Raw genomic sequence first — 25,864 nt, forward strand, 5'->3', positions numbered from 1 at the left:
TGACGCATCGGGCACAGATCCTCCCCAACGAAGCGGGCCCGGACAGATCCCTGTCCGGGCCCCAACCTCAGTACCGCTGAAGCTACTTCTCCCGCTGCTTGCGCCAGCGGATGCCCGCCTCGACGAAGCCGTCGATCTCGCCGTTGAAGACCGCTTCGGGGTTGCCCATCTCGAACTCCGTACGCAGGTCCTTGACCATCTGGTACGGGTGGAGGACGTACGAACGCATCTGGTTGCCCCAGGAGTTGCCGCCGTCGCCCTTGAGCGCGTTCATCTTGGCCTGCTCCTCCTGGCGGCGGCGCTCAAGGAGCTTGGCCTGGAGGACGTTCATCGCGGACGCCTTGTTCTGGATCTGCGAGCGCTCGTTCTGGCAGGAGACGACGATGCCGGTGGGCAGGTGGGTCAGACGGACCGCGGAGTCCGTGGTGTTGACGCCCTGTCCGCCGGGGCCCGAGGAGCGGTACACGTCCACGCGCAGCTCCGACTCGTCGATCTCGACGTGGTCCGTCTGCTCGACGACCGGGAGCACCTCGACACCAGCGAAGGACGTCTGGCGGCGGCCCTGGTTGTCGAAGGGCGAGATGCGGACCAGGCGGTGGGTGCCCTGCTCGACGGAGAGCGTGCCGTAGGCGTACGGGACCTGGACGGCGAAGGTGGTCGACTTGATGCCGGCCTCTTCGGCGTACGCGGTCTCGTAGACCTCGGTCTTGTAGTTGTGCTGCTCGGCCCAGCGGAGATACATGCGCTGGAGCTTCTCCGCGAAGTCGGCCGCGTCGACACCGCCGGCCTCGGCGCGGATGGTCACCAGGGCCTCGCGGGCGTCGTACTCGCCGGAGAGGAGCGTGCGGACCTCCATCTCGTCCAGCGCCTTCTTCACCGACTCCAGCTCGGCCTCGGCCTCCGCCCGGGCGTCGGCGTCGCCCTCGTCCTCGGCGAGCTCGAAGAGGATTTCGAGGTCGTCGATGCGGCCGCGCAGGGCCTCGGCCTTGCGGACCTCGGCCTGGAGGTGCGAAAGCTTGCTGGTGATCTTCTGGGCCGCGTCCGGATCGTCCCACAGGGACGGCGCCGCTGCCTGCTCCTCGAGCGCGGCGATGTCCGCCCTCAGCGCATCCAGGTCCAGGACGGCCTCGATCGACCTCATGGTCGAGGAGAGGGACTTCAGCTCTTCGGAAATATCGACGACTGCCACGGGTCCAGCGTAACGGCTGGGCGGATGAAGCTTGCCCTCACCCGGGAACCGGCCCGGGAAAGGGGTGCGCTCACCGTGCGCTCACGGGGTCGCCGGGGCCGAGTTCTCGCTGTCCTGGGGCGCCCTGTCCCCGTCGCCGCCGCCGGTGGCCAGCCAGCCGCCGACCGCGACGGCCGCGCAGAGCAGCACGGCGGCGGCACCCAGCGTGATGCGGCGCTTGTGGACGGACGCCGCCTTGTTGCGGGCGGAGCCGGGGCGGGGCTTTCCCGGGGCGCGGGGGGCGCGGGCGGTCCCGAGGGGGCCGCCCGCCAGCTCGTCCGGGGCCGGGACGCGCATGCTCGTGTGGGTGTCCCGGTTGGAGTCGGGGGCGGAGCCGGGCACCAGCGGGACCGCGCCGCGGCGGCGGGGCTCGTCGGCGGCCGGGGTGTACTGCTGCTCGTCGTAGGCCGGGGCCTGCTCACTCTCCTCCGGGCCCGGCTCGTCCACCTCCAGCGGCGGTATCCCGGCCAGCAGGGGCAGCAGGTCGCGCAGCCGTACGGCCAGCTCCGAGGCGCGCAGCCGGGAGGCGGGGGCCTTGGCCAGGCACTGGACCAGGAGCTGCCAGAGCTCCTCGGGGATGCCGGGGAGCGGGACGACGGTCTCGGTGACGTGGCGGCGCAGGACCGCGCCGGGGTGGCCGCCGCCGAAGGGCGTGAACCCGGCGAGCAGCTCGTACAGCACGGTCGCCAGGGCGTAGATGTCGACGGCGGCGCGCGGCGGGAGGCCCTCGACGATCTCGGGGGCGAGGTAGTCCGGCGTACCGATGATCTTCGTGGCCTTGGTGCGGCGCGGGGTGTCGATCAGCTTGGCGACGCCGAAGTCGGTGAGCAGGGCGGGGTGGGCGCCGCCGGGGCCGAGCGGGCCCTCCATGTCGAGCAGGATGTTCTCCGGCTTGACGTCCCGGTGGACGATCTGGGCCTTGTGCGCGGCGGCCAGCCCGTCGGCGACGTCCGCGATGATCGCGACGGCGGCCTCGGGGGCCAGGCGGCGCTCGCGGTCCAGGCGGGTGCGCAGGTCGGTGCCGCGCACCAGGGTCATGACCAGCGCCAGATCGTTGCCGTCCACGACGAGGTCCCGGACGGCGACCACGTGCGGGTGGTCGAGTCCGAGCAGGGCGGTGCGCTCCTGTACGAAGCGGCCCACGAGCTCCTGGTCGGACGCGAGGTCCTCACGGAGCAGCTTGATGGCGACCGGGCCCTCGGGCCCTTCACCGAGCCATACCGTCCCGGCGCTGCCGCGCCCCAGGATCTGGTGGGCCGTGTACCGGCTGCCGATATTCCGTGCCAAGACTGCTCCCTCAGCGGCTGGCGGTGGACCCCCGGTCGACAAAGTTACGCGGCGTTCGGGGTGTCACGCGCCCAGGATGGCACCGACCTCCGCTTCTCCGGGCGGAATGAGCCCGGAGAAGTCGACAAAGAGACAGGGTTGGAGGTCGGGCCGTTGTGTGCCGGGCCCTGCCCGGGCCTCCGGCGTACGCGTTCGGCGTGCGGGTGAGGCCCTGCCCGGTCCTTCGACGTGCGGGTCAGGCCCCGCCCGAGCCGCCGGCGCTGTCGCCGACCTTGGAGATCCAGTCGGTGACCGTGCCGATCGCATCGCCGATCGCTTCCCAGTAGCCCTTGCCCTGGGCGACCCAGTCCTGGAGCGGGGTCAGCTCCCAGATCAGCCAGCCGGCGACGATCAGGAGCACCAGGGTGAACAGGCAGCCCTTGAGGCAGCCGAGCCCGGGGATGCGCATCGGGTTGGCGCTGCGCTGCCGCGGCTCGCGCGGTGGCCGGGCGGCCGGCTGCTGGGGCTGCTGCGGCTGCGGAGGCGCGTACTGCTGCCGCTGGGGCTGCTGCGGCTGCTGGTAGCGCTGCGGCTGCTGCTGACGCTGCGGCGGGTACTGCTGGTGCTGCGGGGGCGACTGGCGGCGCTGGGGCTGCTGCGGTTGCCGGTGCTGCGGCGGCTGCTGGCGCTGGGGGCGGCGGCGCAGCGGGTCCTGGCTCGGGTCCAGGTACTGCACCTGCGTCTGCTCGTTGCGGTCGCGGGCCGCCTGGAGCTGCGACTGCCAGGGGTGCGGGCCGTCCGGCTGCGGCGGCCCGTCGGGGCGCTGCGGCACGGGCGGCATGACGGCGGTCGGGTCGGCGTGGCCCTGGTTGCCGCCCTGGCCCTGCCCCCCGGAGCCGGTCTGCGGGAGCACGCTGGTGGCCGCGGCGGGGTCGTAGGAGCCCGCGCTGCTCGGCAGCACCTGCGTGGGGTCGGCCGCGCCCGGGGTGTCCGGGACGGCGGTGGGCGCCGGGTCGGGGGCGAGCAGGGCGCCCACACCTTCGGCGGCGGCGATCTGGGCGGAGTTCGCGTGGACGCCGATGCCCGAGGCGACCGTCCGCAGACCACGCGCCAGGTTCTCGGCGCTGGGCCGCTGGTCCGGGTCCTTGCGCAGGCAGCGCTCGATGACGGTCCACAGCGGGTCGGGGACGGTGGAGGGCCGGCGGGGCTCCTCGCTGAGGTGCCGGTGGAGGACTTCGAGGGCGGTGCCCCCGGCGAACGGCGGGCGGCCGGTGACCAGCTCGTACAGCAGGATGCCCGCGCCGTAGATGTCCACGGCGGAGGTCTGCGGGCGGCCCTCGGCGGACTCCGGCGCCACATAGGCGGGCGTGCCGACGAACTCGTGGGTCCGGGTCAGCCCCGGGGAGTCGGCCAGGCGCGCGATGCCGAAGTCGGTGAGCATCGGGGTCATGCCGCCGTCGCGCTCGTCGAGCAGCACGTTGGCGGGCTTGAGGTCGCGGTGGACGACGCCGTCGGCGTGGCTGGCGGCGAGCGCGTCCGCGATCTGCGCGGTGAGCAGGGCGGCGGCGACCGGGGTGAGCGGGCCGTTCTCGCGGAGGTAGCGGTGCAGGTCGGGGCCGTCGATCAGATCCATCACCAGGGCGAGGAGATCGCCCTCGACGACGAGGTCCCGGGTGCGCACGATGTTCGGGTGCGTGAGACGCAGCAGGACCGAACGCTCCCGGAGGAACCGCATCACCACGTCGGCGTCGTTGGCCAGCTCCTCCTTGAGGACCTTGATGGCCACGGTCTCGCCGGGCTGACCCGCGACGGCTGCCTCGGCGCCCGCGGTCTCCCGCTGGCGGGCTCGCCAGACGGTGCCCGTGGCGCCGCGCCCGAGCGGCTCCTCGAGCAGGTACTTGCTGCCTACCGGCCGCACGTCATGCGCTCCCTGCTGATCGTGGCTTGCGGTCCCCCCGGCCCGCCGAATGTTCCGGCCCACTGTAATGCCGCCGAACGGGGCCCCGGGGGCTCACGTTTCGAGGGAAGACGCGGAGACCCGGCGGAAGGTTGCCGCACAGCTGATCACAGGTCGGTCGGGCGTTCGGATCCGGTGCGGATTTCCGCCCGGCGGGCGGCAGACGACTGCCGGGAAAACGCTCCCAGCGGCGGGAACCGGACGCAAGCAGGCACTTTTGCGCCCACAGCCGACCATTCAAGATCATTTAAAGGTGACCGCCGGGCGTGTTGTCGGTGGCAGGTGCGAGGATGCCTCCAGCACGGATCCACGGGCTCGGAGTCCCGCGGTCCGTGACGACCTGTACGGACGACGTGTCCGTGCCGGGCGGGGGAGTCACAGGGCGTTTCCCCTGCCGGGCACCCCCGCGCAGAAGGGACCGCTGACGGCGATGCAGATCCGGCTGACCGTCCTCGCGCCGCGCAGCGGCCAGACCCCGGCGCGCTCCTGCGACGTGCTCGTGACCGCCCCCGCCGGGACGGCGCTGGCCGCAGTGGCCTCCCAGCTGGCCACCGCCGTCTCGGGGCCCGAGAGCTCCCAGGGCGGCGGGGCGGTCGTGCTCTTCGCCGGGCGGGAGCGGCTGGACGGGCACCGCATCGCGCTGGGTGAGCCGCCCCTGGTGGACGGCGCGGTCCTCTCGCTCCAGGTCCCCGGCGACGACGAGGCGACGGACGACGTCGTTCCGGCCCAGCTCCATGTGGTCGCGGGCCCCGACGCGGGCGGCGTCCATCTGCTGCACGGCGGGCAGATCCGGATCGGCCGCTCCGCCGACGCGGACGTCCCGCTCGACGACCCGGACGTCTCCCGGCTGCACTGCGCGGTGACGGTCTCCGACGACGGCCGGGTCTCGGTCGCCGACCTCGGTTCGACGAACGGCACCTCGCTGGACGGCGTCGAGGTCCGCGAGCGGCCGGTCCGCCTCGCCCCCGGCGCGCTGCTGCGGCTGGGCGAATCCACTCTCCGCCTCACCTCGGGCGCCCGTCCGGCGACGCTGCCGACGGCCCCGGACGGCGAGGGGCACCTGCGGGTGACCCGCGCCGAGACGGGGGCCGCCTTCGCGGCCACCGGTGCGCCGTCCGCCGCGGGCGCCCCCGACCACGGCGGCCAGGACGCCGGCCACGCGTACGGCGCGCGCGCGGCCTCGTTCGCCTCCTCCGAGGTGTACGGGGACCCGGAGCCGGCCCCCGACGACGCCTCCTGGCCGGAGCGTGACGAGGCCGGGCCGGACGCGTATGCGGGCGGCGGCGCCCGCCGCGAAGAGCCCGCCGAGGCCCCGGCGCCCCGGCGCGGCATAGGGGCCTGGGCGAGGCGGCTCAAAGGCGGCGCGAAGGGCGAGTCGGCTGCGGGCCCGGAGGCCGGGTCCGCAGCCGCGGCCGGTGAGCGGGCCGACGCGTACGCCCCTGCCCGTACGCCGGCCGGTCCGGCCGCCCGGGGGGCGCACGAATCGTCGCCGTACGGAACCGAGGCATACGACTCCGGGGCGCAGGGGGCCGGCGCCCAGGGATCCTTCGCGTACGGATCCGAGGGCTACGGATACGAGGCGTACGGAACCGGTACGTACGGCTCCGGGGGGCGCGGCTCCGGGGCAGGCGGTTCCGGCGGGCACGGCTCCGCTTCGGGTTCCCCCGGCGGGCGCGGGTCCGCCGCAGGCCCCTCCGGTGTGCCGGGCGGGTCCGCCGATCCGCTCGGTGGGCCGTCGGGGGCCGGGCACCTCGCCTCACCGGCCTCCCCCGGCTCCCCCTTCTCCGCGCTGCCCTCCGCCCCCGAGGGCACCTGGCCCGACCCCGCGGCCGTGCTGCTGACCGCGCTCGGCCCGGGGCCCCGGCTCTGGGAGCGCCACCCGGCCCACCCGGAGGCCCTGGTGGTGCGGCTCGGCACGACCGACCGGGCCGAGGTGCCCGCCGTGCCGGTGACCGTGGGGCTGCGGGAGGCCGGTTCGCTCGGGCTCGCCGGTCCGCGCGCCCGGCTCGCGGGTCTGGCCCGCGCGACGGTGGCGCAGCTCGCCGCGCTGCATTCACCGTTCGACCTGGAGATCGTCCTGATCTCCACGGACCGTTCCCGCACGCTGGAGGAGCGGCGGCGCGAGTGGTCCTGGCTGGGGTGGCTGCCCCATCTGCGCCCGACGCACGGGCAGGACTGCCGACTGCTCCTCGCGTACGACCGTGAGCAGGCGGAGGCCCGTGCGGCCGAGCTGGTGCGCCGTCTCGACGAGGGCCCCCTCGGTCCCGGCTGGCCGCATCTGGACCGGGCCGCGGTGGCCGGGGCCGCCCGCGCCCACACCGGCCCGCACACGGTGGTCGTCCTGGACGGCGACCCGGGTACGGCGTTCCTGCGCGAGACCACGGCACGGCTGGCCGGGGCGGGCGCGGCCGCAGGGATCCATCTGATCTGCCTGGCCGAGACCCCGGCCGCCTCCCCCACCTCGCCGGTGGCCGCGACGTACGAGGCCGCCTGCCGCAGCTCCATCGCCTTCCGGGAGTGCGGGGCCGTCGCGATGCTGAGCGGCGACGTCGCCACGGCGTTGCGCCTGCTGCGTACGGCGGGCGGACAGGCCGCCGGGCACGGGACGGTGGCCGCGGTGGATGCGGTGTCGGCGGCCTGGGCCGAGCGGTTCGGGCGGGCGCTCGCGCCGCTGCGCGAGGAGGGCTCGGCCGCGCTGGCGGGCCGCCCGACGACCGCGGCGCTGCCGCCGTCCGCCCGGCTGCTGGACGAGCTGGGGCTGGCTCGCGCCACACCGGCGTCGCTGATGGCCCGCTGGGCGTCCACGGCGGAGGCCCAGCCGGGCGCTTCGGCGCCCCGGGCGACCGCCTCGCCCCAGCCACGCGGCGACCTGGACAGCCCCGACTCCGGGCGCACCCTCAGCGCGGGCCCGCGCATCGGCCCCCAGCGCACGGCTGCCTCCCCCCGCCACGACTCCGGCCGCACGCCGTACCCGGCCGCAGGAGCCCCCGACCCGGACCGCACGCCGTACCCCCCGCTGGACTCCCGAGACTCCGGCCGCACGACCCACCCGAGCAGCCGCTCCGGCCCGGACCGCACCCCGTACTCCCCCCTGGACACCCGCGACTCGGGCCGCACCCCGTACCCGCCCCTGGACACCCGCGACTCCGAGCGCACGCCCTACCTGGGCGCCCAGCGTTCCGGGCCGGGGCGGCGCGCCGGGACCGAGTCCGGCTCCGAGGCCCGGGAGCGGGGCGACGCCGCCGCCCCGGCGGCCGGCTCCGGCGGGGCCGCCCCCGCCACCGTCCACACCGGCCGGCCCGTCCTCGTGCTCGGGGCGGGGCCCCGCGGCCCCCTCAGCGTCGATCTCGCCGACGAGGGCCCGCATCTGCTGATCGAGGGGCCCCCGGGCAGCGGCCGCACCGAGCTTCTCCGGGCCGTCGCCGCCTCGCTCGCCTCCGCGGCCCGGCCCGACCGGCTCGGCATCCTCCTCGTCGACGGCTCCGGGGGCGAACAGGGTGAGCGCGGCGAGGGCCTGGTCCCCTGTACGGAGCTGCCGCATGTCTTCGCCCACCTCGTGGCGTCCGACCCGGTCCGGATGCGGGAGTTCGCGCAGGCCCTGGGCGGCGAGCTGAAGCGGCGCGCCGAACTGCTCGGCGATCTGGACTTCGCGGCCTGGCACGAGCGGCACGGGCAGCAGGCCCAGCAGGGGGCCGCTCCCCGCATCGTGGGCCAGCGGCCGCCGAGCGGTGCCGAGCGCCGGGGCGATCTGGACTCCCCGGCCAGCGGCACCCTGCGGCTGCGCCCGGCCGCCGCCCGGTCCGCGGCCCCGGGCCCGTCCCCGCTGCCCCGCCTCGTCGTCCTCGCCGACGACTTCGACGCGCTGGTCGCCCCGGCGCTCGGCTCCCCCGGCCGGCCGGCCGCCGGTTCGGTGGTGCGGGCGCTGGAGGCCGTCGCCCGGGACGGCGGACGGCTCGGGGTGCATCTGGTCGCCACCTCCGCGCGCCCCGACCGCACCGAGGACACCGAGCTGGCCCGGGGCGCCCGGCTGCGCATCGTGCTGGACGCCCCCGTGCTGCCGCCGTCCCCGGACGAACCGGCTCCGGGCCGGGGCAGGCTCGGGCATCCGGACGGCCGGGTGACGCCGTTCCAGGGCGGCAGGGTCACCGGCCGCATTCCGCGCACGGCGACGCTCCGTCCGACGGTCGTCCCGCTGGAGTGGGAGCGGATGGGCGATCCGCCGACCCGGCGCCCGGTCCGGGAGCTGGGCAACGGGCCGACCGACCTCGCGCTGCTCGCCAGCGCCCTGGAGCGCGCGGCCCGCTCGGTGAACGCCGAACGGCTCCCCGCCCTGGTGCCGTTCACCGCCTGAGGCCGTCTCCGGAGGCACGCCCCTCTCCCTGCCCGGGGAGGCTTCCGACATGCCCTGACCTGACGTCACGAGGCGATCACGATCGGCCCGTTGGGGCCTCCGGCGGTATTGCGGGGCCCGTGCGCCGGGCGTAGGACTGTGCGCACGGACGACGTGGTCCGGGCATGCGATGTGGCCGGGCGCACAGGGAAGAAACGGGGCAGGAATGCGCACAACCTTCTCGATACGCAGGGCCGCGGTCGTGTTCGCGGCGGTCGGCGCTCTGGCGCTCACCGGCTGCGGGGGCGACGGCGACGGCAAGAAGGAGTCGGGCGACGACTCCGGCAAGGGCACGGACAGCGCGTCCACGGTCGACCTGCCGAAGCTGGACGGGGAGAAGGTCTCCGTCGCCGCGGTCTGGACCGGGCCCGAGCAGGCCAACTTCACCAAGGTGCTGGACGAGTTCGAGAAGCGTACGGGCGCGGACGTCACGTTCGTCCCGGCGCAGGACCCGATCATCAACTTCCTGGGCACCAAGATCGCGGGCAAGCAGCCGCCGGACGTGGCGATGATCCCGCAGGTCGGTGCGATCCAGCAGGCGGCCGCGAAGAAGTGGGCCAAGCCGGTCGGCCCCGAGGCGCGGGCCCAGCTCGGCCAGAACTACGCCAAGGTCTGGCAGGACCTCGGCGCGGTCGACGGCACCCAGTACGGGGTGTATTTCAAGGCCGCCAACAAGTCTCTGATCTGGTACAACGCCGCCGCGTTCGACAACGCGGGGGCGAGCGAGCCGAAGACCTGGAAGGACTTCCTGACCACCGCCGAGACGGTGGGCGCCTCCGGCGTCACCCCGGTCTCGGTGGGCGGCGCGGACGGGTGGACGCTGACCGACTGGTTCGAGAACGTCTACCTCTCGCAGGCGGGCCCCGAGAAGTACGACCAGCTGGCGCGGCACGAGATCCCGTGGACCGACCCGTCCGTGAAGGACGCGCTGACCACGCTGGCCGAGCTGTTCGGGAAGCCGGAGCTGATCGCGGGCGGTGCGGACGGCGCGCTCCAGACGGAGTTCCCGGCCTCGGTGACGCAGACCTTCACCGGAGGCGACCAGCCCAAGGGCGCGATGGTTTTCGAGGGTGACTTCGTCGCCATCAACATCGCGCAGACCGAGGCGGAGATCGGTACGGACGCCAAGGTGTTCCCGTTCCCGGCGGTCGGCGCGGACTCGCCCGTGGTGACCGGCGGCGACGCGGCGGTGGCGCTGAAGGACAGCAAGGGCGCACAGGCGCTGCTGACCTGGCTGGCGTCGGCGGACGCGGCGAAGATCTGGGCCGAGGCGGGCGGGTTCATCTCCCCGAACAAGGGCCTCGACCTGAAGGCGTACCCGAACGAGGTGCAGCGCACGATGGCGCAGGCGCTGATCGACGCGGGTGACGACGTCCGGTTCGACATGTCCGACCAGGCCCCGCAGTCGTTCGGCGGGACGCCCGGGGCGGGCGAGTGGAAGATTCTCCAGGACTTCCTGAAGAATCCGAAGGACATCGCGGGGACCCAGAAGAAACTGGAGTCCGAAGCGGTCAAGGCGTACAAGAGCTGACGCCGTGACGACAGCGACCGCGGGGGGCGCCGGTGCGGCGCCCCCCGCCGACGACACGAGTCCCCGCCCGTCCCCCGGCCCGAAGAAGCCCGGCCGCAGCGTGACCGGCACCCGCAGGGTCGTGGCGGCGGTGTTCCTGCTGCCCGCGCTGGTGCTGCTCGGTGCGCTGGTGCTCTATCCGATCGGGTATTCGGTCTACCGGTCGTTCTTCGACCAGGCCGGAACAGGCTTCGCGGGGTTCGACAACTACGAGGCGCTGTTCACCGACGACACGATCCTCACGGCGGTGAAGAACAACGCGATCTGGGTGGTCTTCGCCCCGACGGTCGCCACCGCGCTGGGGCTGATCTTCGCGGTGCTGACCGAACGGATCCGCTGGGGCACCGCGTTCAAGCTGATCGTCTTCATGCCGATGGCGATCTCGATGCTGGCGGCGGGCATCATCTTCCGGCTGGTGTACGACCAGGCTCCCGAGCGCGGGGTCGCCAACGCGGTGGCGGTGAGCGTGCACGACACGTTCAACGAGTCCGCCGGTTTCCCGAAGGCACGCCCGCTGCCGGTGCACCCGCTGGAGAAGGCGGCCGGCGGGACGTTCGTCTCCAAGGAGCCGATCCGGGCGGGCGAGCCGCTGCGGGTGCCGCTCGTCGGTGTGGCCCCGGCGAAGATGCCGGGGGACGCGCGGCCGGCCACGGTCACGCCTACGCCCCCCGGGGACAGGATCTCCGGCACGGCGTGGCTGGACTTCACCCGGGGCGGCGGCGGGAAGCCGAACGTCGTGGACCCGGAGGAGCTGGGACTCAAGGGCCTGAAGGTCGAGGCGGTGAAGGACGGCGAGGTCATCGCCACCGCCACAGCGGGAGCGGACGGGGTGTTCACCCTTCCCGCCTCGGCGGACGGGGCCCAGCTGCGGCTGCCCGCGGACAACTTCCGCGAGCCCTACAACGGTGTCGACTGGCTCGGCCCGTCCCTCGTGACGCCCGGAATCATCGGCAGTTACGTGTGGATGTGGGCCGGGTTCGCCATGGTGCTGATCGCCGCCGGGCTGGCCGGTCTGCCGCGCGAGCTGCTGGAGGCGGCCCGGGTGGACGGGGCCAACGAGTGGCAGGTGTTCCGCCGGATCACGGTTCCGATGCTGGCGCCGGTGCTCGCGGTGGTCCTGGTGACGCTGATGATCAACGTGCTGAAGGTCTTCGACCTGGTGTTCATCATCGCGCCGGGCTCCTCCCAGGACGACGCGAACGTCCTGGCGCTCCAGCTGTACCGGTCCTCGTTCGGCACGGACGCGGACCTGGGGATCGGCAGCGCGATCGCGGTGCTTCTGCTGCTGCTGGTGATCCCGGTGATGCTGGTCAACATCCGCCGGATCCGGAAGGAGGGACGGCGATGAGCAGCGCACCGGACGTGAACACCGCCCGCATCGGCCGCCGGAAAGCGGTCACCCGGCAGCCGGGCGTCCCCGAAGCCCCCAAGGCCGCGCAGTCCCTCGGGGCCAGGATCGCCGCCCGGGCGGGCGGCGGGGTGATGCGGGTCTTCCTGGTCCTGGTCGCCCTGTTCTGGCTGATGCCCACGATCGGTCTGCTGCTGTCCTCGCTGCGCGATCCGCAGGACATCGCGGCGACCGGCTGGTGGAAGATCTTCACCGCCCCGTCCGAGCTGACCTTCGAGAACTACCAGCGGCTGCTGGACAATTCGACGATCACCGGCTCGCTGGGCAGCACGATCATGATCACCGTGCCCTCCACGGTGCTGGTGGTGGTGATCGGGTCGTTCGCCGGATACGCCTTCGCCTGGATGGAGTTCCCCGGCCGGGACTGGTTGTTCCTGCTGGTCGTCGGGTTGCTCGTGGTGCCGGTGCAGGTCGCGCTGATCCCGGTCTCCGAACTGTTCGGCGCCATCGGGATCTTCGAGACGACGCTCGGCGTGGTGCTGTTCCACACGGCGTTCGGCCTGCCGTTCGCGATCTTCCTGCTGCGGAACTTCTTCGCGGAGATCCCCCGCGAACTGCTGGAGGCCGCCCGGCTCGACGGGGCGGGCGAGATCCGGCTCTTCACCCGGGTCGTGATGCCGCTGGGCGGTCCGGCGATCGCTTCGCTCGGGATCTTCCAGTTCCTGTGGGTGTGGAACGACATGCTGGTCGCGCTGATCTTCGCGGACTCCGAGTCGCCTCCGATCACCGTGGCGCTCCAGCAGCAGGTACGCCAGTTCGGCAACAACATCGATGTGCTCGCGCCCGGCGCGTTCGTGTCGATGGTGATCCCGCTGGCGGTGTTCTTCGCCTTCCAGCGGCAGTTCGTCTCCGGCGTGATGGCGGGCGCGGTCAAGTAGCCCGCACCGCACGGCTGTACGCCCTTGAGGGCGCACCGCCGAAAACGCACGGCCGTACGTCAACACGGAGCGGCCCGGTTCCCCGGAACCGGGCCGCTTCGGCGTCCGGGTCCCCCGATTGCCACGTCCGGCGTAACCCTGTCATTCCATCCGACGTTTGCGCTCTGCCTGGATTTCCGCGAACGATCGACCCATGGATGTGTAGTGCCCCGGTTCTCCGTCATCGTGCCCGCATTCCGGGTCCAGGCGTATCTGCACGCGTGTCTGGATTCCGTGCTGGCCCAGTCCTTCAAGGACTACGAGATCATCGTGGTCGACGACTGCTCGCCCGACGCCTGCGGGCCGATCGCCGACGAGTACGCCCGCCGGGACCACCGTGTCACCGCACTGCACCTGCCCCGCAACACCGGCCTCGGCCCGGCCCGCAACGCCGGGATGGGCCGGGCGGCCGGCGACTACCTGATCTTCCTCGACGGCGACGACACCCTGCTGCCGGACGCCCTCCAGGCCATCGCCGACCGGATCGACACGACCGGCCAGCCCGACGTCCTGATGTACGACTACGCCCGTACGTACTGGACGGGCCGCAGCGTCCGCAACGTCCTGGGCGCCCATCTCGACGAGAGCGGCCCCGAGCGCTTCCGGCTCACCGACCGCCCCGAGCTGCTGCAACTCCTCATGGTCGTCTGGAACAAGGCGTACCGCCGCGCGTTCGTCGAGGCCGAGGGGTTCACCTTCCCGCCCGGCTACTACGAGGACACCCCCTGGACCTACCCGGTCCTGATGTCGGCCGATTCGATCGCGGTGCTCGACGCGGTCTGCGTCTCCTACCGGCAGCGGCGGCGCGGCAACATCCTCTCCACCACCAGCGAGAAGCACTTCGACGTCTTCGACCAGTACGACCGGGTCTTCGCGTTCATCGACTCCCGCCCCGAACTCGCCCTGTGGCGGCCGGTGATATTCCGCCGCATGCTGGACCACTTCTCGGCGCTGTTCGCCTCCCGGGACCGGCTGCCGCCGCACAGCCGCGCCGCCTTCTTCCGCCGGGCGAGCGCCTCCTGCCGCCGCTACCGCACCCCCGGCGCCCCGGTCCCCCGCCGCGCGCTGCTGCGGCACGGTCTGCTGCGGCTCGGCGCGCGGCGCACCTACCGGGCCCTGTCGGCGGCCCAGCGCCTCGGCGGCCGGCTTCGGAAAGGAGCGACGGCCCTGCGCCGGACGGTGCGGGGTGCGGCGCTGCGCGCGCACTACCGCATCCAGTTGCGGCTGCCGGTGCGCACCCGGGACGCGGTGTTCACCACGCAGGGCGGCGGCGGGTACGCAGGCAGTCCGGCGGCGATCGAGGCGAAGGTCCGCGAGCTGGTCCCGGGGCTGCGGACGGCCTGGATCTGCCGCCCCGTCGACGCCCACACCGTGCCGACCGGCACCCGGCACCTCGCGCCCGGCACCTTCGCCCACCGGACAGCCCTGGCCCGCTCGGCGTATCTGGTGAACGACGGCTCCTTCGACCGGGGGCTGGTCAAGCGGCGGGGCCAGATCCTGCTCCAGACGCACGAGGGCACACCGCTGCGGACCGTGGGCACCGATCTGCTGGACCGGCCCGCCGCCGCCCGGGGCACCGACTTCGACGAGCTGCTGCGCTCGGTCGACACCTGGGACTTCTCCCTCTCGGCCAACCCTCACTCCACCCTCGTACGGGAACGGGCCTATCCGTCCGCGTACACGACACTGGAGTACGGCTCGCCGCGCAACGACGTCTACCACCGCACCGGCCCGGCCGATGTGGCGCGCCTGCGCGAGACGCTGGGCATCCCGGAGGGTGCCGTCGCCCTGCTGTACGCCCCCGTCCCCCGCGACTACCGGCGTGTCCAGCGGCCCTCCCTCGACCTGGAGCGGCTGGTCCGGGTCCTGGGCCCGCAGTTCGTGGTCCTCGCCCGGGCGCCGCGCCCCGGAGGCCCCGGGGTCGGGGGCCGGGGGGCGCATCCGCGGATCATCGACGTGAGCGCCCACCGGTCCGTGGAGACGCTGGCGCTCGCCTCGGACGCCCTGCTCACCGACTACGCCTCGCTGATGTTCGACTACGTCAACCTGGACCGCCCGGTGGTGCTGCACCTCGACGACATCGAGGCGTACGAGGCGGCCCGGGGCACGTACTTCGACATCACGGCGTTCCCGCCCGGCGTCGTCGCCCGGAGCCAGGACGAGCTGTTCGACATCTTCGCCACGGACCACTGGCGCGGTTCCCGCTCGGCCCAGCTGCGGGCCGCTTTCCGGGCCCGGTTCTGTCCGTACGACGACGGGTACGCCGCCGAGCGCGTGGTGCGGCGGGTCTTCCTCGGGGAGACGGACGGGCTGCCCCTGCCGGTGCCGTTCTCGGCCCGCCGGACGCCCGCGGCCCTGCCCGCCCAGGACGGGGCGGGGGCGACCGTCGGGGGCTGACCCCGACGACCGCCCGGGCGGGCTCAGCGCTCCAGGAACGCGAACAGCTCCTCCCAGCGGCGCAGGGTCTCCGGTTCGGAGAACCGCTGCACGCCGGAGCGGGCCCGCGCGCCCATCGCGTCGCGCAGCCGGGGATTGCCGGTGAGGCGCAGCAGCCGGTCGGCGAGGGCGGCGACGTCCCCGGCCGGGGCGAGGAGCCCGTCCTCGCCGTCCCGGACGATCTCGCGCACCCCGGGCGCGCAGTCGAAGGCGGCACACGGCACTCCGCCGGCCATCGCCTCCAGCAGCGCGAGCGGGAAGCCCTCGCCGCGGGAGGACTGGACGAAGACGGAGGCGTCCGCGAGGGCCCGCTCCACGTCGTCGGTGCGGCCCATCCACTCCACCGAGCCGTCGAGACCGAGGCCGGTGCACTGTGCCTTCAGGGCGGCCTCGTCCTCGCCCGCTCCGTACACGCGGAGCGTCCACTCGGGGCGGGCGGGGGCGACCAGGGCCCAGGTGGCCAGAAGCAGGTCGATGCCCTTCTGGTCGCTGAGCCGGCCGATGCTGGCGACGGTCTTCGCCGTGCGCGGGGAGGGCACGAGCGGGAGGCGGGAGAGGGCGTTGGGCAGGAAGCCGACGTTGTTCATGCCGTCCCCGGCCCACCGGTCGGCGTCCTCCTCGGTGAGGACGAGCCAGTGGTCGAGGTCCTTGTAGTGGTTCTTGATCCAGCGGTAGCGGTGGCTCGCGCGGGAGTAGTCGTAGGACTCGTGGCTCATCCCGATGACCCGCAGCCCGGTGGTGTCGGCCTCCCCGACCCACTCCATCGCCCAGACCTGGGTGACGATGACGACCGCGCCCGGCCGGGCCGTGGCGAAGAGTTCCGAGAGCCGCCCGACGGCCTGCTTCTTGGCGGCGACCCGGGCGGCCTCCTTGCGCCGGGTGGGGATCCGGAAGCGGTCGCGGACGCCGTGGGGTGTCCAGGGGGTCGGGGGGTGGGCGGGGTAGAGGGCGGTGACGGGGTGTTCGGGCTGCCGGGGCAGCGTCATCTTGAGGTCGGAGGCGTGGATGCCGACGGCGTGGACCCGGTGGCCCTGGTCCGCGAAGAGCCGGGCGGTCTCGTGCATCCAGCGGGTGACGCCGCCGAGTTCGTCGGTGCTGTTGGAGACGATGAAGATGTCGCGGCTCATCGGCCGGCCCCCCGGTCGTGGTCGGTGGTGTGACGGACGCCCCGCGAGGCGGTGGGCCCGAAGACGGCGGCGACAACGGCCCGGGCCGCGTCGCCCTGGTCGTATGCGCCGAACCGCTCGGCGAACGCCCGGCGTCGGTCCGCGTACCGGGTGTCGGACTTCTTCAGTTCCGCGAGGGCGGCGAACAGCTCCTCCTGGGTCGCGGTCACCGGCCCCGGGGCCTGCTCCCGCAGGTCGAAGTAGCTGCCGCGCTCGGCCGCGTACGCCTCCAGGTCGGGGGCGAACAGCACGACGGGCCGGTCGAGGAGGGCGAAGTCGAACATGATGGAGGAGTAGTCGGTCACCAACACATCGGTGATGGTGAGGAGTTCGCTGACATCGTGCTGGCGTGAGACGTCGACGACGGTGCCGGGCGGGCAGACCGGCAGCCGGGCCGACTCCAGGTAGTGGGCCCGCACGAGCAGGGTGTGGGTGTCGCCGAACCGCTCCGCGAACTCCCTCACGTCCAGCAGGAGCCGGCTCCTGCGCTGCTTTCCGGGGCCGCCCCGGAACGTCGGGGCGTACAGCACGGTCTTCTTGTGGTCGTCGAGCCCGAGAGCCCCGGCGAGCGGCGGGCGCGGCAGCCTTCCCTCGGCCTCGGCCCGGGTGCGCTCCGCGATCAGGGCGTCGTTGCGCGGGTAGCCGGTGCGCAGCAGCCTCTCCTCGGGCAGCCGGTAGGCGCGGGCGAGGGTGGTCACGTCGTGCTCGGAGCGGACGAGGAAATGGTCGAAGCGGTCGACGGCCTGCTGGAGCCGTTCGCGCTGCGGGGCGTTCTGGAGCCGGACCCGGGTCTCGTCGAACCCCATCCGTTTGTACGCGGAGCCGTGCCAGGTCTGGAGGTACGTGGTGTGGGCGGGCTTGCGCAGATGCTGCGGGAAGCCCTGGTTGTCGACCCAGTACTCGGCGCGGGCCAGCGCCCACAGATAGCGCCAGGACCAGCGGCGTACGAGGCGGGCGTCGTCCGGGAACCCGGCCGGGGAGGGGTCGTAGGACCAGGTGGCGTGGAGCTTCAGGCCCTGGCGGCGGATCTCCTCGTACAGGGCGCGCGGGCTGTCGCCGAAGCAGGTGCCCATGTGGCTCTCGAAGACGACGGAGCCCCGGCGCACGGGGAGACGGGTGAGCCAGGTGTTGTAGGCGGGGGCCTTGAACCCGCGGGAGCGGTAGCGGTCGAGGCGCTTGCGCAGGGCGCGGACGAGGAGCTTGGCCTTGCGGGCGGGCCGGAAGCGGGTGGCGTAGCGGACCAGGCGGTGGGCGGTGCGGGCCGAGCGGCGGCGGGCGGCCAGCCGGAGCGCCAAGTGGTCCTTGACCGTGATGTAGGGCTCCCAGGTGTCCCCGGCGAGCCGCCCGAGCCGGGGCCGCGCGGCGAACCGGACCGCACCGGCGACCTGGTCCCGCGGGGCGAACAGGTCGCTGACGGACCGGGCCCCGTCGGCCTCGACGATCAGCCGCGCGTCCCACGCCGTGTCGCGGACGCCGACGGGGCGCAGGCGGCGCGAGACGTCGGCCCGCGCGCGCCACGTGATCCCGTTCCCGTCGTGCCGGACCACCTCGGCCGGGAACGCGACGGCGCGCGCCCCGCCCCGGGCCCGGAACTCCAGGGTGGCGGTGAGGGGGGCGCCGGGGCCGGGGCCGGTGTGCCCGGGCAGCACGAGACGGCCTTCCAGGAGGAGGTGGCCGTGGTCGGCGGCGGCGCAGCGGGTGAGCCGGTTCATCAGCCGCATCTCGCCGAACCGGCGGTACTGGTGGCCGAGTTCGGTGATGTCGGCGACGGCCTCCTCAGCTTCCCCGCCCCAGCCGACCCGCCCGTCCGCGCCCGTCGTCAGCGGCGCGCACACGGTGGCGGGCCGGCTCAGCGCGTAGGCCGCGGCCAGGATCCCTTCGGTATCGCCCCGGCCCAGCAGGGTCACGGCGACCCGTTCCAGCGGCGGCAGGTCCGGCGGGACGGGTCCGGTCAGCGTGCGGGCGGCAGCGGCGGCGACCCGGTCGCGGCGGACGGCGGGCAGCCCGGGGAAGGACCGGACCAGGGGCACCAGATGATCCCGGTGGAATGCCTTCTCCCGCTCCTCGCGCAGCTCGGGCAGCCCCTGCGCGAGGAGGGTGTTGGCGACCCGGCGGTGGGCCTCGACCAGCTCGACGAGGTCACGGGCCCGGTCGGGGACGGCCCGGCCGGTCACGACGAGCCGGCGGACCAGGGCGATCCGGCCGACCGATGCGGCGGCGAGCGGGCCGAACAGGATCTCGCTGTGCGCCAGATCCTCCTCGTACCGCAGCCCGTGCCGCCGGGCGGCCTCGCGGCGCAGGCAGAACCCGGTCACCAGGGCGTCCCGGACGACGAGTTGGGGCGTCTCGGTGAAACGGGAGAGGGTGCGGGAACGGGCGAACAGCTCCCCCTGCCAGGACGGCTCCCGCTCCTTGCCGCCCTCGTCGGTGACCCGGCTCCAGCGGCCGGCGACGAGGTCGGCGCGGCTGGTCTCGCCCGCGTGCCAGAAGTTGCGGCAGGCGTGCTTCTGGAGCCGCTCGCCGCTGCCGAGGACCAGGACGTACCGGCCGGTCGCCGCGTCGAGACCCGCGTTGCGCAGGGCCCCGGTGGTGCGGGCGGCCGGGTCGGCGTGGACGAGGCGGACCCGCTCGGGCGCGCGGGCGGCGAGGGCGCGGGCGGCGGCGCGGACGGCCGGGTCGGCGGCGGAGGCAAGGACGACGAGGGCCTCGGAGCCGCGCAGCGACTGTCCGAGGACGGACTCCACACAGGCGCGCAGGGCGTCGGCCCCGCCCGGGCCCTCGCCGTCCCCGCCGCCGGTGATCACACAGCTGAAGTCGCTCATGCCTGCTCCCCCTTGAGCATCCGGTCCACGACCCTGGCCGCGGCGGTCCCGTCGTCGAGGTCGCAGAACGCCTCCCGGAACTGTTCGTACGCCTCCCGGTGCCCGGCGGTGGCGGCTTCCGGGTCGCGGAGCGCGGCCACGACCCCGGCGGAGTCGGGGATCAGCGGTCCGGGGGCGCGGTGCTCGAAGTCGAAGCAGAAGCCGCGCAGGGTGTCGCGGTAGTGGGCCAGGTCGTAGGTGTGGAAGAGCATGGGGCGGCCGGTCTGCGCGAAGTCGAACATGACCGAGGAGTAGTCGGTGACCAGCACATCGCCGATCAGCAGCAGTTCGCCGACGTCCGGGTGGCGGGAGACGTCCCGGACGAAGTCGGTGTCGGGGACGGTTCCGCCGACGAGGTAGTGCCGCCGGACCAGGAGGACATGGTCCCCGCCGAGGACCTCGCGGGCGTGTTCCAGGTCGAGGTGGAGGTCGGGGGCGTACCTTCCTCCCTTCCGCGGCTGGTCCTCGCGCCAGGTCGGGGCGTAGAGGATCACGCGCCGCCCTTCGGGGATCGCGAGCCGTTCCCGTACGGCGGCGGCGACCTTGGCCCGGTCGGAGGCGTACAGCAGGTCGTTGCGCGGGTAGCCGCACTCCAGGACCTCGCCCCCGTAGCCGAAGGCGCGGCGCAGGACGGGGGTGGAGAAGCTGTTCGGGGAGACGAGCACGCTCCACTGGGCGGACCGGCGTTCCATCGACGCCATGTACGCGGCGTCGGCGTGCGGAGTGCCCGCGAGGTCACGGCCGATGCGCTTGAGGGGGGTGCCGTGCCAGGTCTGGACGACGCACTGGCCGTCGGCACGCTCGAACCACTCGGGGAGGTGGGTGTTGGTGACGATCCAGCGGCTGCGGGCCATCGCCTGGTACCACTCGGCGCTGTGCAGCGCGACGGGCCGGACCCCGTCGGGCACGGCCGCCTGCTGGTCGCGGACGACCCACAGGTGCTCGATGTCCGTTTCCCTGGCGGCGAGTTCGCGGTGGACGGCACGGGGGGAGTCGGAGAACTGGCGGCCGTCGTAACTGGAGTAGAGGACGGTGGGGCGCGTCGCAGCCGGGGCGACGGCGCGGACCGCGGCATACCGCTCGCGCCGGACGCGCTGCCCGTACGGCCCCCGGTCGACGGCCGGGAGGGCGCTGCCGGACTCCAGGACGAGCCGGTCGTGGTGGCGCCGCTGGAGGGTGAAGTCCCGCCCTCCCTCGTGCCGTTGCCGGGGCAGGGTGCTGTGCAGGGGGGTGCCGAGCCGGAGCGGCCGGTACGCCTGCGGGTCCCGCTCCCCCGGCGTGCGCAGGAAGAGGTACCAGCGCCCCTCGGCGAGCGGCAGCGCTCCGCCGGGCCCTTCGACGGCGGCGGGCGCGATCACGGCCCGGAAGCCGCCGCCCTCTCCCCGCTCCACCTCGACGACGGCCTCCTCCTGGTGGCCGCTGTGGCGCAGGACGAGTTCGTGGGCGGCGTCCGTGGGCTCGGGGAAGCCCCCTTCGAGGACCAGCTCGCCCGTCCCCTCCCAGACGGCGGAGGTGACGACGGGCTGGACGGCCCGTTCGGTGAGGACGAGGTCGCCCGAGGGGTTGGGGGCCGCATATACCTCGCGGCCCCCGGGCAGTGCGTAACGCCCGTCCTGGCCGTCGGATCGGGCGGCGACAGTCAACGGACCTCCCTCACCGACGAGTTGGACGCCCCAGATGTCGTCCTCCCCCCGGAACGCGCTGAGCGGGATGTCCGCCGCCCGGGATCCGAGCGAGCCGCGCAGGGCGAACTCCCGGGTCTCCTTGGTGCGCCACTCGGTGAGCCGGAGGGCGACCGGCCCGGAGTCGCCGAGGACCTTCACCTCCAGGCGGACGGCGTCCTCGACCGCCGACTGCCGGGTCAGGACGGCGGTGACGCGTTCGGTGCGCAGCTCCAGCTTGTTGCCGGCCAGGACGGGGACGATACGGGTCCGTTCGTCGGTGTACGTCACGGCGGGCGGGGCCGGGGTGCCGACGAGCCGCATCGGGCCCCGGCGGGGCCGCCCCGCGCCGACGACGACGGCCTCCGCTTTCCAGGTCGTACGGTTGCCGCCCGCTTTCCCGGCGAGCCTGCGCGGGTCGACGGTGGCGGTGAACCCGGCACGGTCGTACCGGTGCAGGGAGCGGCCGGACCGGGCGGTGGCCTCGTCGCCGCCGACGGGGCGCAGCCGCAACGGGATGAGCCGCTTCCCGGACCGGAGCCAGCCGAGGCGCGGGGCTCCGCCGGGGGCGTTGCGCACATAGGCGTACCCGGTCAGATGCAGCAGCCCGTCCCGCCAGACGGCCTCGGTGAGGTGGGCGTGGACGGGCAGGTCGGCGGCGGTCAGCGCGGTCGCGGCGGGGGGCAGCGGGTCGCGGACGGCGGGGTGGTGAGCGCGGGGGCGGAGCAGTCCGCGGACGTGGAAGGTGTCCCGGTCCTTCTTCTCGTCGGCGAGGAGGGCGAGGAGTTCGGGGAGCCGGCGTTCGCGGATGAGCTGCCACTTGACCCGCAGATGCAGGGGCAGGGACGCGAAGACGTCGGGTTCGACGGTGGAGGCGAAGGCGCCGGCGTGCTCCAGGAAGGCTTCGTGGAACTCCGCGTCGCCGTCCGGCAGAGCCTCGATGAACAGCCACAGGTCGCCGGAGAGCGCATGGGCGTCGTAGCGGCGCTTGGCCTCGGCGGCGTCCGGTGTGGCACCCCGCTCGGCGAGGAAGCCGCTGACGGTGGTGACGGCGGTGACCCGGTCGCGGATGCCCCGGGGGACGGCCCGCCGGGTGGTGATCGAGCCGTCGCGGTCGCGCCAGTGGTAGACGGGTTCCTCGACGACGTCGACCGAGCGGGCCAGGAAGTGGGCGGGGAGGACGACGGCGATGTCCTCGTACAGCACGCCGGTCGGGAAGGCGAAGGCGTGCTCGTCCCAGAAGGTGCGGCGGAAGACCTTGTTGCAGGCGATGCGGTCGCCGAGCAGGATCCAGTCGCGGGTGACATGGGTGGCGGGGCGGGCCTTCTCCATCGGCTTGCGGAACATCGGGGACTGTTCGAGATCCCCGTCGGCCCGCAGCCGCAGGACGTTGCCGGTGGCGAAGTCGGAGCCGGAACGGTCGAGTTCGGCCAGCATTCGGGCGTACGCGCCGGGCGGGACGACGTCGTCGCTGTCGACGAACGTCAGGAACTCCGCGTCGGGATGGGCTTCACGGACTCCGGCGTTGCGGGCCGCGCCGAGCCCGGCGTTCTCCTGTCGGAACAGCCGGAAGCGCGGATCCCGTTCGGTGAACTCCTGGGCCAGCGACGGGCCGTTGTCCGTGGAGCCGTCGTCGACGAGGACGACCTCCAGGTCCGGCATGGTCTGCTCGGCGAGCGAGGACAGGCAGGCACCGAGGTACTCCTCGACGTTGTAGAGGGGGACGACGACGGTGAGTCGGGGTGCCATCGCAACGCACGATCCTTCCGGGGACTTGGGCTTCGGGGGCGCGGGGAGGGCCCGCCGGGGGCCATGGGGTACAACCCGCGCCGTGGTCACCGGTCACCCGAGGGGGTCCGTTCGGGTGACGGGAGGGGCGGAGTCGGGCGCCCGGGGGCGCACCGGTGACGCGTTCGAGCCCCGTACCGGGGAGGGCACGGGGCTCGGGGCTCGGCAAGGCCGCGAAGGACGCGGGTCAGGGCTTGACGGCGATCCGGCCCTCGTCCATGCGGAGCAGGAGGAGCCGCTCACCGGTCTTCTCCAGGAACTCGTCCACCGCCTGCCGCGATCCCTGCCAGTAGCCGTAGTCGTCGATCAGGAGGACCCCGCCCGGGACCAACCGGTCGTAGAGGTGCTCCAGTTCATGCTTCGTGGAGGCGTACCAGTCGGTGTCCAGGCGCAGGATCGAGATCTGCTCGGGGGCCTGCCCGGGGACGGTGTCCTCGACCCGGCCCCGCACGTAGTGCACGCGCTCCTTCGGGTACGGGACGTGCTCGAAGCCCGCCTTGACGTCCTCCAGGGACGCGACCGCCCAGATCGGCCGGTCCTTGCCCTGGGCGTCCAGGAGTTCCTGGGCCGGCCGGCCGTCGCGCCGCAGGTCCTCGGCGGTGGGCGGGGTCATCCCCTCGTACGTGTCGAAGAGGTACAGGTCGCGCTCCATCTCCCCGACGGACAGCAGGGTCCGGGCGCACGCCTGCATCGAACCGCCGCGCCAGACACCGCACTCGACGATGTCGCCGGGGATGTTGTGCCGGGCGATGTAACGGGTGGCGAGGATGAAGGCGTTGAGCCGCTCCGGCGAGGTCATCGAGTACGGCTTGACCGCGCGGATGATGTCCTTCGCCTCGTCGTCGTAGTCCGCCGGGAACGCGAGGGCGGGCTTCTTCGCCGTGGGCTTCGGGGCGGGTACGGGGGCGGCCGGTGCCGGTGCGGGACCGGCGGGGGATGTGCGGGCGGCGGGCACCGTGACCCGCCTGAGCTGGTATCCGGTGAGCTGCTGAAGGACGCCGTTGACGGCGTTGCGCCAAGCCATGCCCCGGGACAGTACGCGCGGTTTGCGGCTCATGTCACCTTTCGTCAACCTGCCATTGATTCCGGTGAGGCTCCGGGGGCGGAGGCCGGGGCCGACGCGGGGGACGGTTCGGACGCGGGCTCGGGTACGGGGGCGGCGGGCCTGCCGCACCGGTCGCGGCCGTCCACCGGCCGGGGCAGCGGGACGTCGTCCACGCCGCCGACCCGGTTGGCCCACCACACCGCGGATTCCCGGACGACGAACATCGTCAACCGGGGGTAGCGCCGCGGCTTGCGGAAGACGCCGACGGAGTCGCCCCAGTAGGCGGCCGTCTTGTCGATGGCCCGGTAGTCGTGCCAAATCCCCCTCTGCGGGGGGAAGTCGGTGTATGCCTCGACCAGGTCGAGCCGGGAGTGGGCGGCGAGGGCGCGGAATCCGTCGGGGTAGTAGCGCCAGCAGTCCTGCGCGTCGTGGACATGGCCGCGCGAGGGGGCGGTGATGAACGCGTGTCCGCCGGGCTTCAGGACTCGGGCGATCTCCAGCATCGACGCCCAGAAGAACGGGATGTGCTCGAACGCCTGCCCGGAGAGGACGACATCGGCGCTGTTGGAGCGGGCGGGGATGCGGTAGGGCTTCTTCATCACCGCGTCGACGTTGGGGCCGTCCTGGACGTCGACCCCGAAGTAGTCGATGGAGTGCCCGGCGAGGAGCGCCCGGTGGGTACGGGTCTGCTTGCCGGAGATCCGCGACCCGAGGTCGACGACCCGGTAAGCCCCGTTGCCGGAGGCAGGCCCTTCGACGGGCAGATACTCGTTGATGCAGAGTTCCATCTGCTCGTAGGCGGACCGGTGCATGGACGTCTCCCAACATCGCGGGGTGAGCGAACTGTTGGGCACAACGACCGCGCGGGGCGGAGGAACCGGCGCCGGGCGCACGAATGGGCCATCCGGGTGGCGGGCCCGGCCTCGCCCCACTCGGCCGGGGACCGCGTCTCCTACTCAGGCCGGGGCGAAGAACCGCCGTACGACGCGCTCCGCCGCGTGCCCGTCGTCGTACGGGCAGAACCGCTCCCGGAACGCGGTGCGAAGCGCGGCCGATTCCGGGGAGCGCCACCGCCCCGTCCGGAACACGTCCACCAGCTCGTCCGAGGTGGTGGTGACGGGACCGGGGGTGTCGCCGGGGAGACCGGAGAGCAGGTCGAAGTAGGTCCCGCGCGCGGCCCGGTAGGCGGCCCAGTCGGGGGCGTGGACGATGATCGGGCGGTCCAGGCAGGCGTAGTCGAAGATCAGGGAGGAGTAGTCGGCGATCAAGGCGTCCGCGGCCAGGCACAGTTCCTCGACCCGGGGGTGCCCGGTGACGTCGATGACCCGCCCCTCCCCCGCCGCGTCACAGGTCCCGGCGGACCGCCCGTAGAAGTAGTGCGCGCGCACCAACACGACGTGATCGGGGCCCAGTCGGCGTGACAGCCGCTCCGGGTCGAGGTCGGGGGCGAAGCCGTCGCGGTAGTCGCGATGGGTCGGGGCGTGCAGCAGGACGGTCTGCCCCTCGCCGATGCCGAGGCCGGCGCGGATCTTCGCGATGTCGTCGGCGGTGGCGGTGAAGTAGACGTCGTTGCGCGGGTATCCGAGGTCGAGATGTTCGTAGGACGTGCCCTGCGGGGCCGGGTAGACGCGGTCCCAGACCTCGGTGGTGTGCGGGTTGGCGGAGAGGCTGAAGTCCCACTGGCCGACATGGTCGAGGATCTTGCCGAAGTCGGTCTTCCGGGCGAGGGCGGGGTAGGCGCGCTGGTCGAGCCCCATGGTCTTGAGCGGGGTGCCGTGGTGGGTCTGGAGATAGCGCTGACCGGGCCGTTTGGTGAAACCCCCGGGAAAGCTGGAGTTGTTGACCAGGTAGGTGGCGGTGGCCATGGCCCGCCAGTAGGGGCGCGAGCCCTCGATGACGTACGGCACACCGGCCGGCATCCGGTCGCGGTGCCGGGACGAGACGACCCACACGCCCCGGATGTGCGGGACCAGTTCGCGGGCCTTGGCGTGGATCGCGGCCGGGTTGCAGGCGACGCCCCGGTTCCAGTACGCCCCGTAGACCGCGAGGTTCGGGTCGAGCGGGCGGCGCAGGTCGGTGCGGTAGACGGCCCGCATGGCCTGCCGACGGACGAACCGCTTGACGGAAGCTGCGGAGGGTCGGGTGGGCATGGCAGCCGAGCGTAGTCGCGG

At 73.6% G+C, this 25,864-nt stretch carries 14 protein-coding genes; 5 read left to right on the forward strand and 9 right to left on the reverse strand.

The features are described from left to right. Window positions 1–82: 82 nt before the first annotated feature. The 3 genes from prfB to RNL97_RS12175 form a co-directional block, all read right to left on the reverse strand. Entirely contained in the window at window positions 83–1,189 is a 1,107-nt protein-coding gene (prfB, locus tag RNL97_RS12165) for a peptide chain release factor 2 (protein ID WP_030591911.1), read from the reverse strand. A gap of 81 nt (window positions 1,190–1,270) precedes the next feature. Continuing rightward, window positions 1,271–2,515, reverse strand: coding sequence for a serine/threonine-protein kinase (locus tag RNL97_RS12170; protein WP_313750685.1), 1,245 nt, complete (start codon window positions 2,513–2,515; stop codon window positions 1,271–1,273). A gap of 235 nt (window positions 2,516–2,750) precedes the next feature. Then, window positions 2,751–4,412 (reverse strand): serine/threonine-protein kinase, encoded by a 1,662-nt coding sequence (locus RNL97_RS12175; protein WP_030591917.1) that lies wholly within the window; start codon window positions 4,410–4,412, stop codon window positions 2,751–2,753. Window positions 4,413–4,881: 469 nt separating this feature from the next. Between RNL97_RS12175 and RNL97_RS12180 the strand changes: the two genes are divergently transcribed. The 5 genes from RNL97_RS12180 (at window position 4,882) to RNL97_RS12200 (ending at window position 15,133) form a co-directional block, all read left to right on the forward strand. Then, window positions 4,882–8,802 (forward strand): FHA domain-containing protein, encoded by a 3,921-nt coding sequence (locus RNL97_RS12180; RefSeq protein ID WP_313750686.1) that lies wholly within the window; start codon window positions 4,882–4,884, stop codon window positions 8,800–8,802. A gap of 205 nt (window positions 8,803–9,007) precedes the next feature. After that, entirely contained in the window at window positions 9,008–10,372 is a 1,365-nt protein-coding gene (locus RNL97_RS12185; RefSeq protein WP_243314141.1) for an ABC transporter substrate-binding protein, read from the forward strand. A 100-nt stretch (window positions 10,373–10,472) separates the two neighbouring features. Further along, the gene (locus RNL97_RS12190; protein ID WP_030591926.1) at window positions 10,473–11,759 is read left to right on the forward strand and encodes a carbohydrate ABC transporter permease; all 1,287 of its coding nucleotides are present in this window, start codon (window positions 10,473–10,475) and stop codon (window positions 11,757–11,759) included. Continuing rightward, window positions 11,756–12,697: a carbohydrate ABC transporter permease gene (locus RNL97_RS12195; protein ID WP_313750687.1), complete on the forward strand. Its 942-nt coding sequence runs from the start codon at window positions 11,756–11,758 to the stop codon at window positions 12,695–12,697. The genes RNL97_RS12190 and RNL97_RS12195 overlap by 4 nt, the downstream gene beginning before the upstream one ends. Window positions 12,698–12,901: 204 nt before the next feature. Continuing rightward, window positions 12,902–15,133, forward strand: a complete 2,232-nt coding sequence (locus RNL97_RS12200; RefSeq protein ID WP_313750688.1) for a bifunctional glycosyltransferase/CDP-glycerol:glycerophosphate glycerophosphotransferase — start codon at window positions 12,902–12,904, stop codon at window positions 15,131–15,133. A gap of 23 nt (window positions 15,134–15,156) precedes the next feature. Here RNL97_RS12200 and RNL97_RS12205 read toward each other — a convergent pair whose 3' ends face one another. The 6 genes from RNL97_RS12205 to RNL97_RS12230 all read right to left on the reverse strand — a co-directional run bounded on the left by RNL97_RS12205 (window position 15,157) and on the right by RNL97_RS12230 (window position 25,843). Continuing rightward, a complete protein-coding gene (locus RNL97_RS12205; RefSeq protein WP_313750689.1) occupies window positions 15,157–16,299 on the reverse strand; it encodes a glycosyltransferase in 1,143 nt (380 codons plus the stop codon). Further along, window positions 16,296–19,160, reverse strand: a complete 2,865-nt coding sequence (locus RNL97_RS12210) for a bifunctional glycosyltransferase/CDP-glycerol:glycerophosphate glycerophosphotransferase (protein ID WP_313750690.1) — start codon at window positions 19,158–19,160, stop codon at window positions 16,296–16,298. The genes RNL97_RS12205 and RNL97_RS12210 overlap by 4 nt, the downstream gene beginning before the upstream one ends. Beyond that, window positions 19,157–22,609 carry a bifunctional glycosyltransferase/CDP-glycerol:glycerophosphate glycerophosphotransferase gene (locus tag RNL97_RS12215; RefSeq protein WP_313750691.1) on the reverse strand — a complete coding sequence of 1,151 codons (3,453 nt, stop codon included), beginning with the start codon at window positions 22,607–22,609 and terminating at the stop codon, window positions 19,157–19,159. Before RNL97_RS12215 ends, RNL97_RS12210 begins: the two co-directional genes overlap by 4 nt. Before the next feature lie 226 nt (window positions 22,610–22,835). Next, window positions 22,836–23,705, reverse strand: a complete 870-nt coding sequence (locus tag RNL97_RS12220; protein WP_030591944.1) for a TylF/MycF/NovP-related O-methyltransferase — start codon at window positions 23,703–23,705, stop codon at window positions 22,836–22,838. Between the two features lie 11 nt (window positions 23,706–23,716). Then, window positions 23,717–24,505 carry a methyltransferase domain-containing protein gene (locus RNL97_RS12225; RefSeq protein ID WP_030591947.1) on the reverse strand — a complete coding sequence of 263 codons (789 nt, stop codon included), beginning with the start codon at window positions 24,503–24,505 and terminating at the stop codon, window positions 23,717–23,719. A 144-nt stretch (window positions 24,506–24,649) separates the two neighbouring features. Then, entirely contained in the window at window positions 24,650–25,843 is a 1,194-nt protein-coding gene (locus tag RNL97_RS12230; RefSeq protein ID WP_313750692.1) for a CDP-glycerol glycerophosphotransferase family protein, read from the reverse strand. Window positions 25,844–25,864 lie beyond the last annotated feature (21 nt).

This window comes from Streptomyces parvus (genome assembly GCF_032121415.1).
GTDB lineage: Bacteria > Actinomycetota > Actinomycetes > Streptomycetales > Streptomycetaceae > Streptomyces > Streptomyces globisporus_A.

What these genes read in the sequence shown, in the direction of transcription:
- RNL97_RS12180 (WP_313750686.1), top strand. Translation starts at nt 4,882, where the DNA reads ATGCAGATCCGGCTGACCGTCCTCGCGCCGCGCAGCGGCCAGACCCCG.
- RNL97_RS12185 (WP_243314141.1), top strand. Translation starts at nt 9,008, where the DNA reads ATGCGCACAACCTTCTCGATACGCAGGGCCGCGGTCGTGTTCGCGGCG.
- RNL97_RS12195 (WP_313750687.1), top strand. Translation starts at nt 11,756, where the DNA reads ATGAGCAGCGCACCGGACGTGAACACCGCCCGCATCGGCCGCCGGAAA.
- RNL97_RS12205 (WP_313750689.1), bottom strand. Translation starts at nt 16,299, where the DNA reads ATGAGCCGCGACATCTTCATCGTCTCCAACAGCACCGACGAACTCGGC.
- RNL97_RS12210 (WP_313750690.1), bottom strand. Translation starts at nt 19,160, where the DNA reads ATGAGCGACTTCAGCTGTGTGATCACCGGCGGCGGGGACGGCGAGGGC.
- RNL97_RS12215 (WP_313750691.1), bottom strand. Translation starts at nt 22,609, where the DNA reads ATGGCACCCCGACTCACCGTCGTCGTCCCCCTCTACAACGTCGAGGAG.
- RNL97_RS12220 (WP_030591944.1), bottom strand. Translation starts at nt 23,705, where the DNA reads ATGAGCCGCAAACCGCGCGTACTGTCCCGGGGCATGGCTTGGCGCAAC.
- RNL97_RS12225 (WP_030591947.1), bottom strand. Translation starts at nt 24,505, where the DNA reads ATGCACCGGTCCGCCTACGAGCAGATGGAACTCTGCATCAACGAGTAT.
- RNL97_RS12230 (WP_313750692.1), bottom strand. Translation starts at nt 25,843, where the DNA reads ATGCCCACCCGACCCTCCGCAGCTTCCGTCAAGCGGTTCGTCCGTCGG.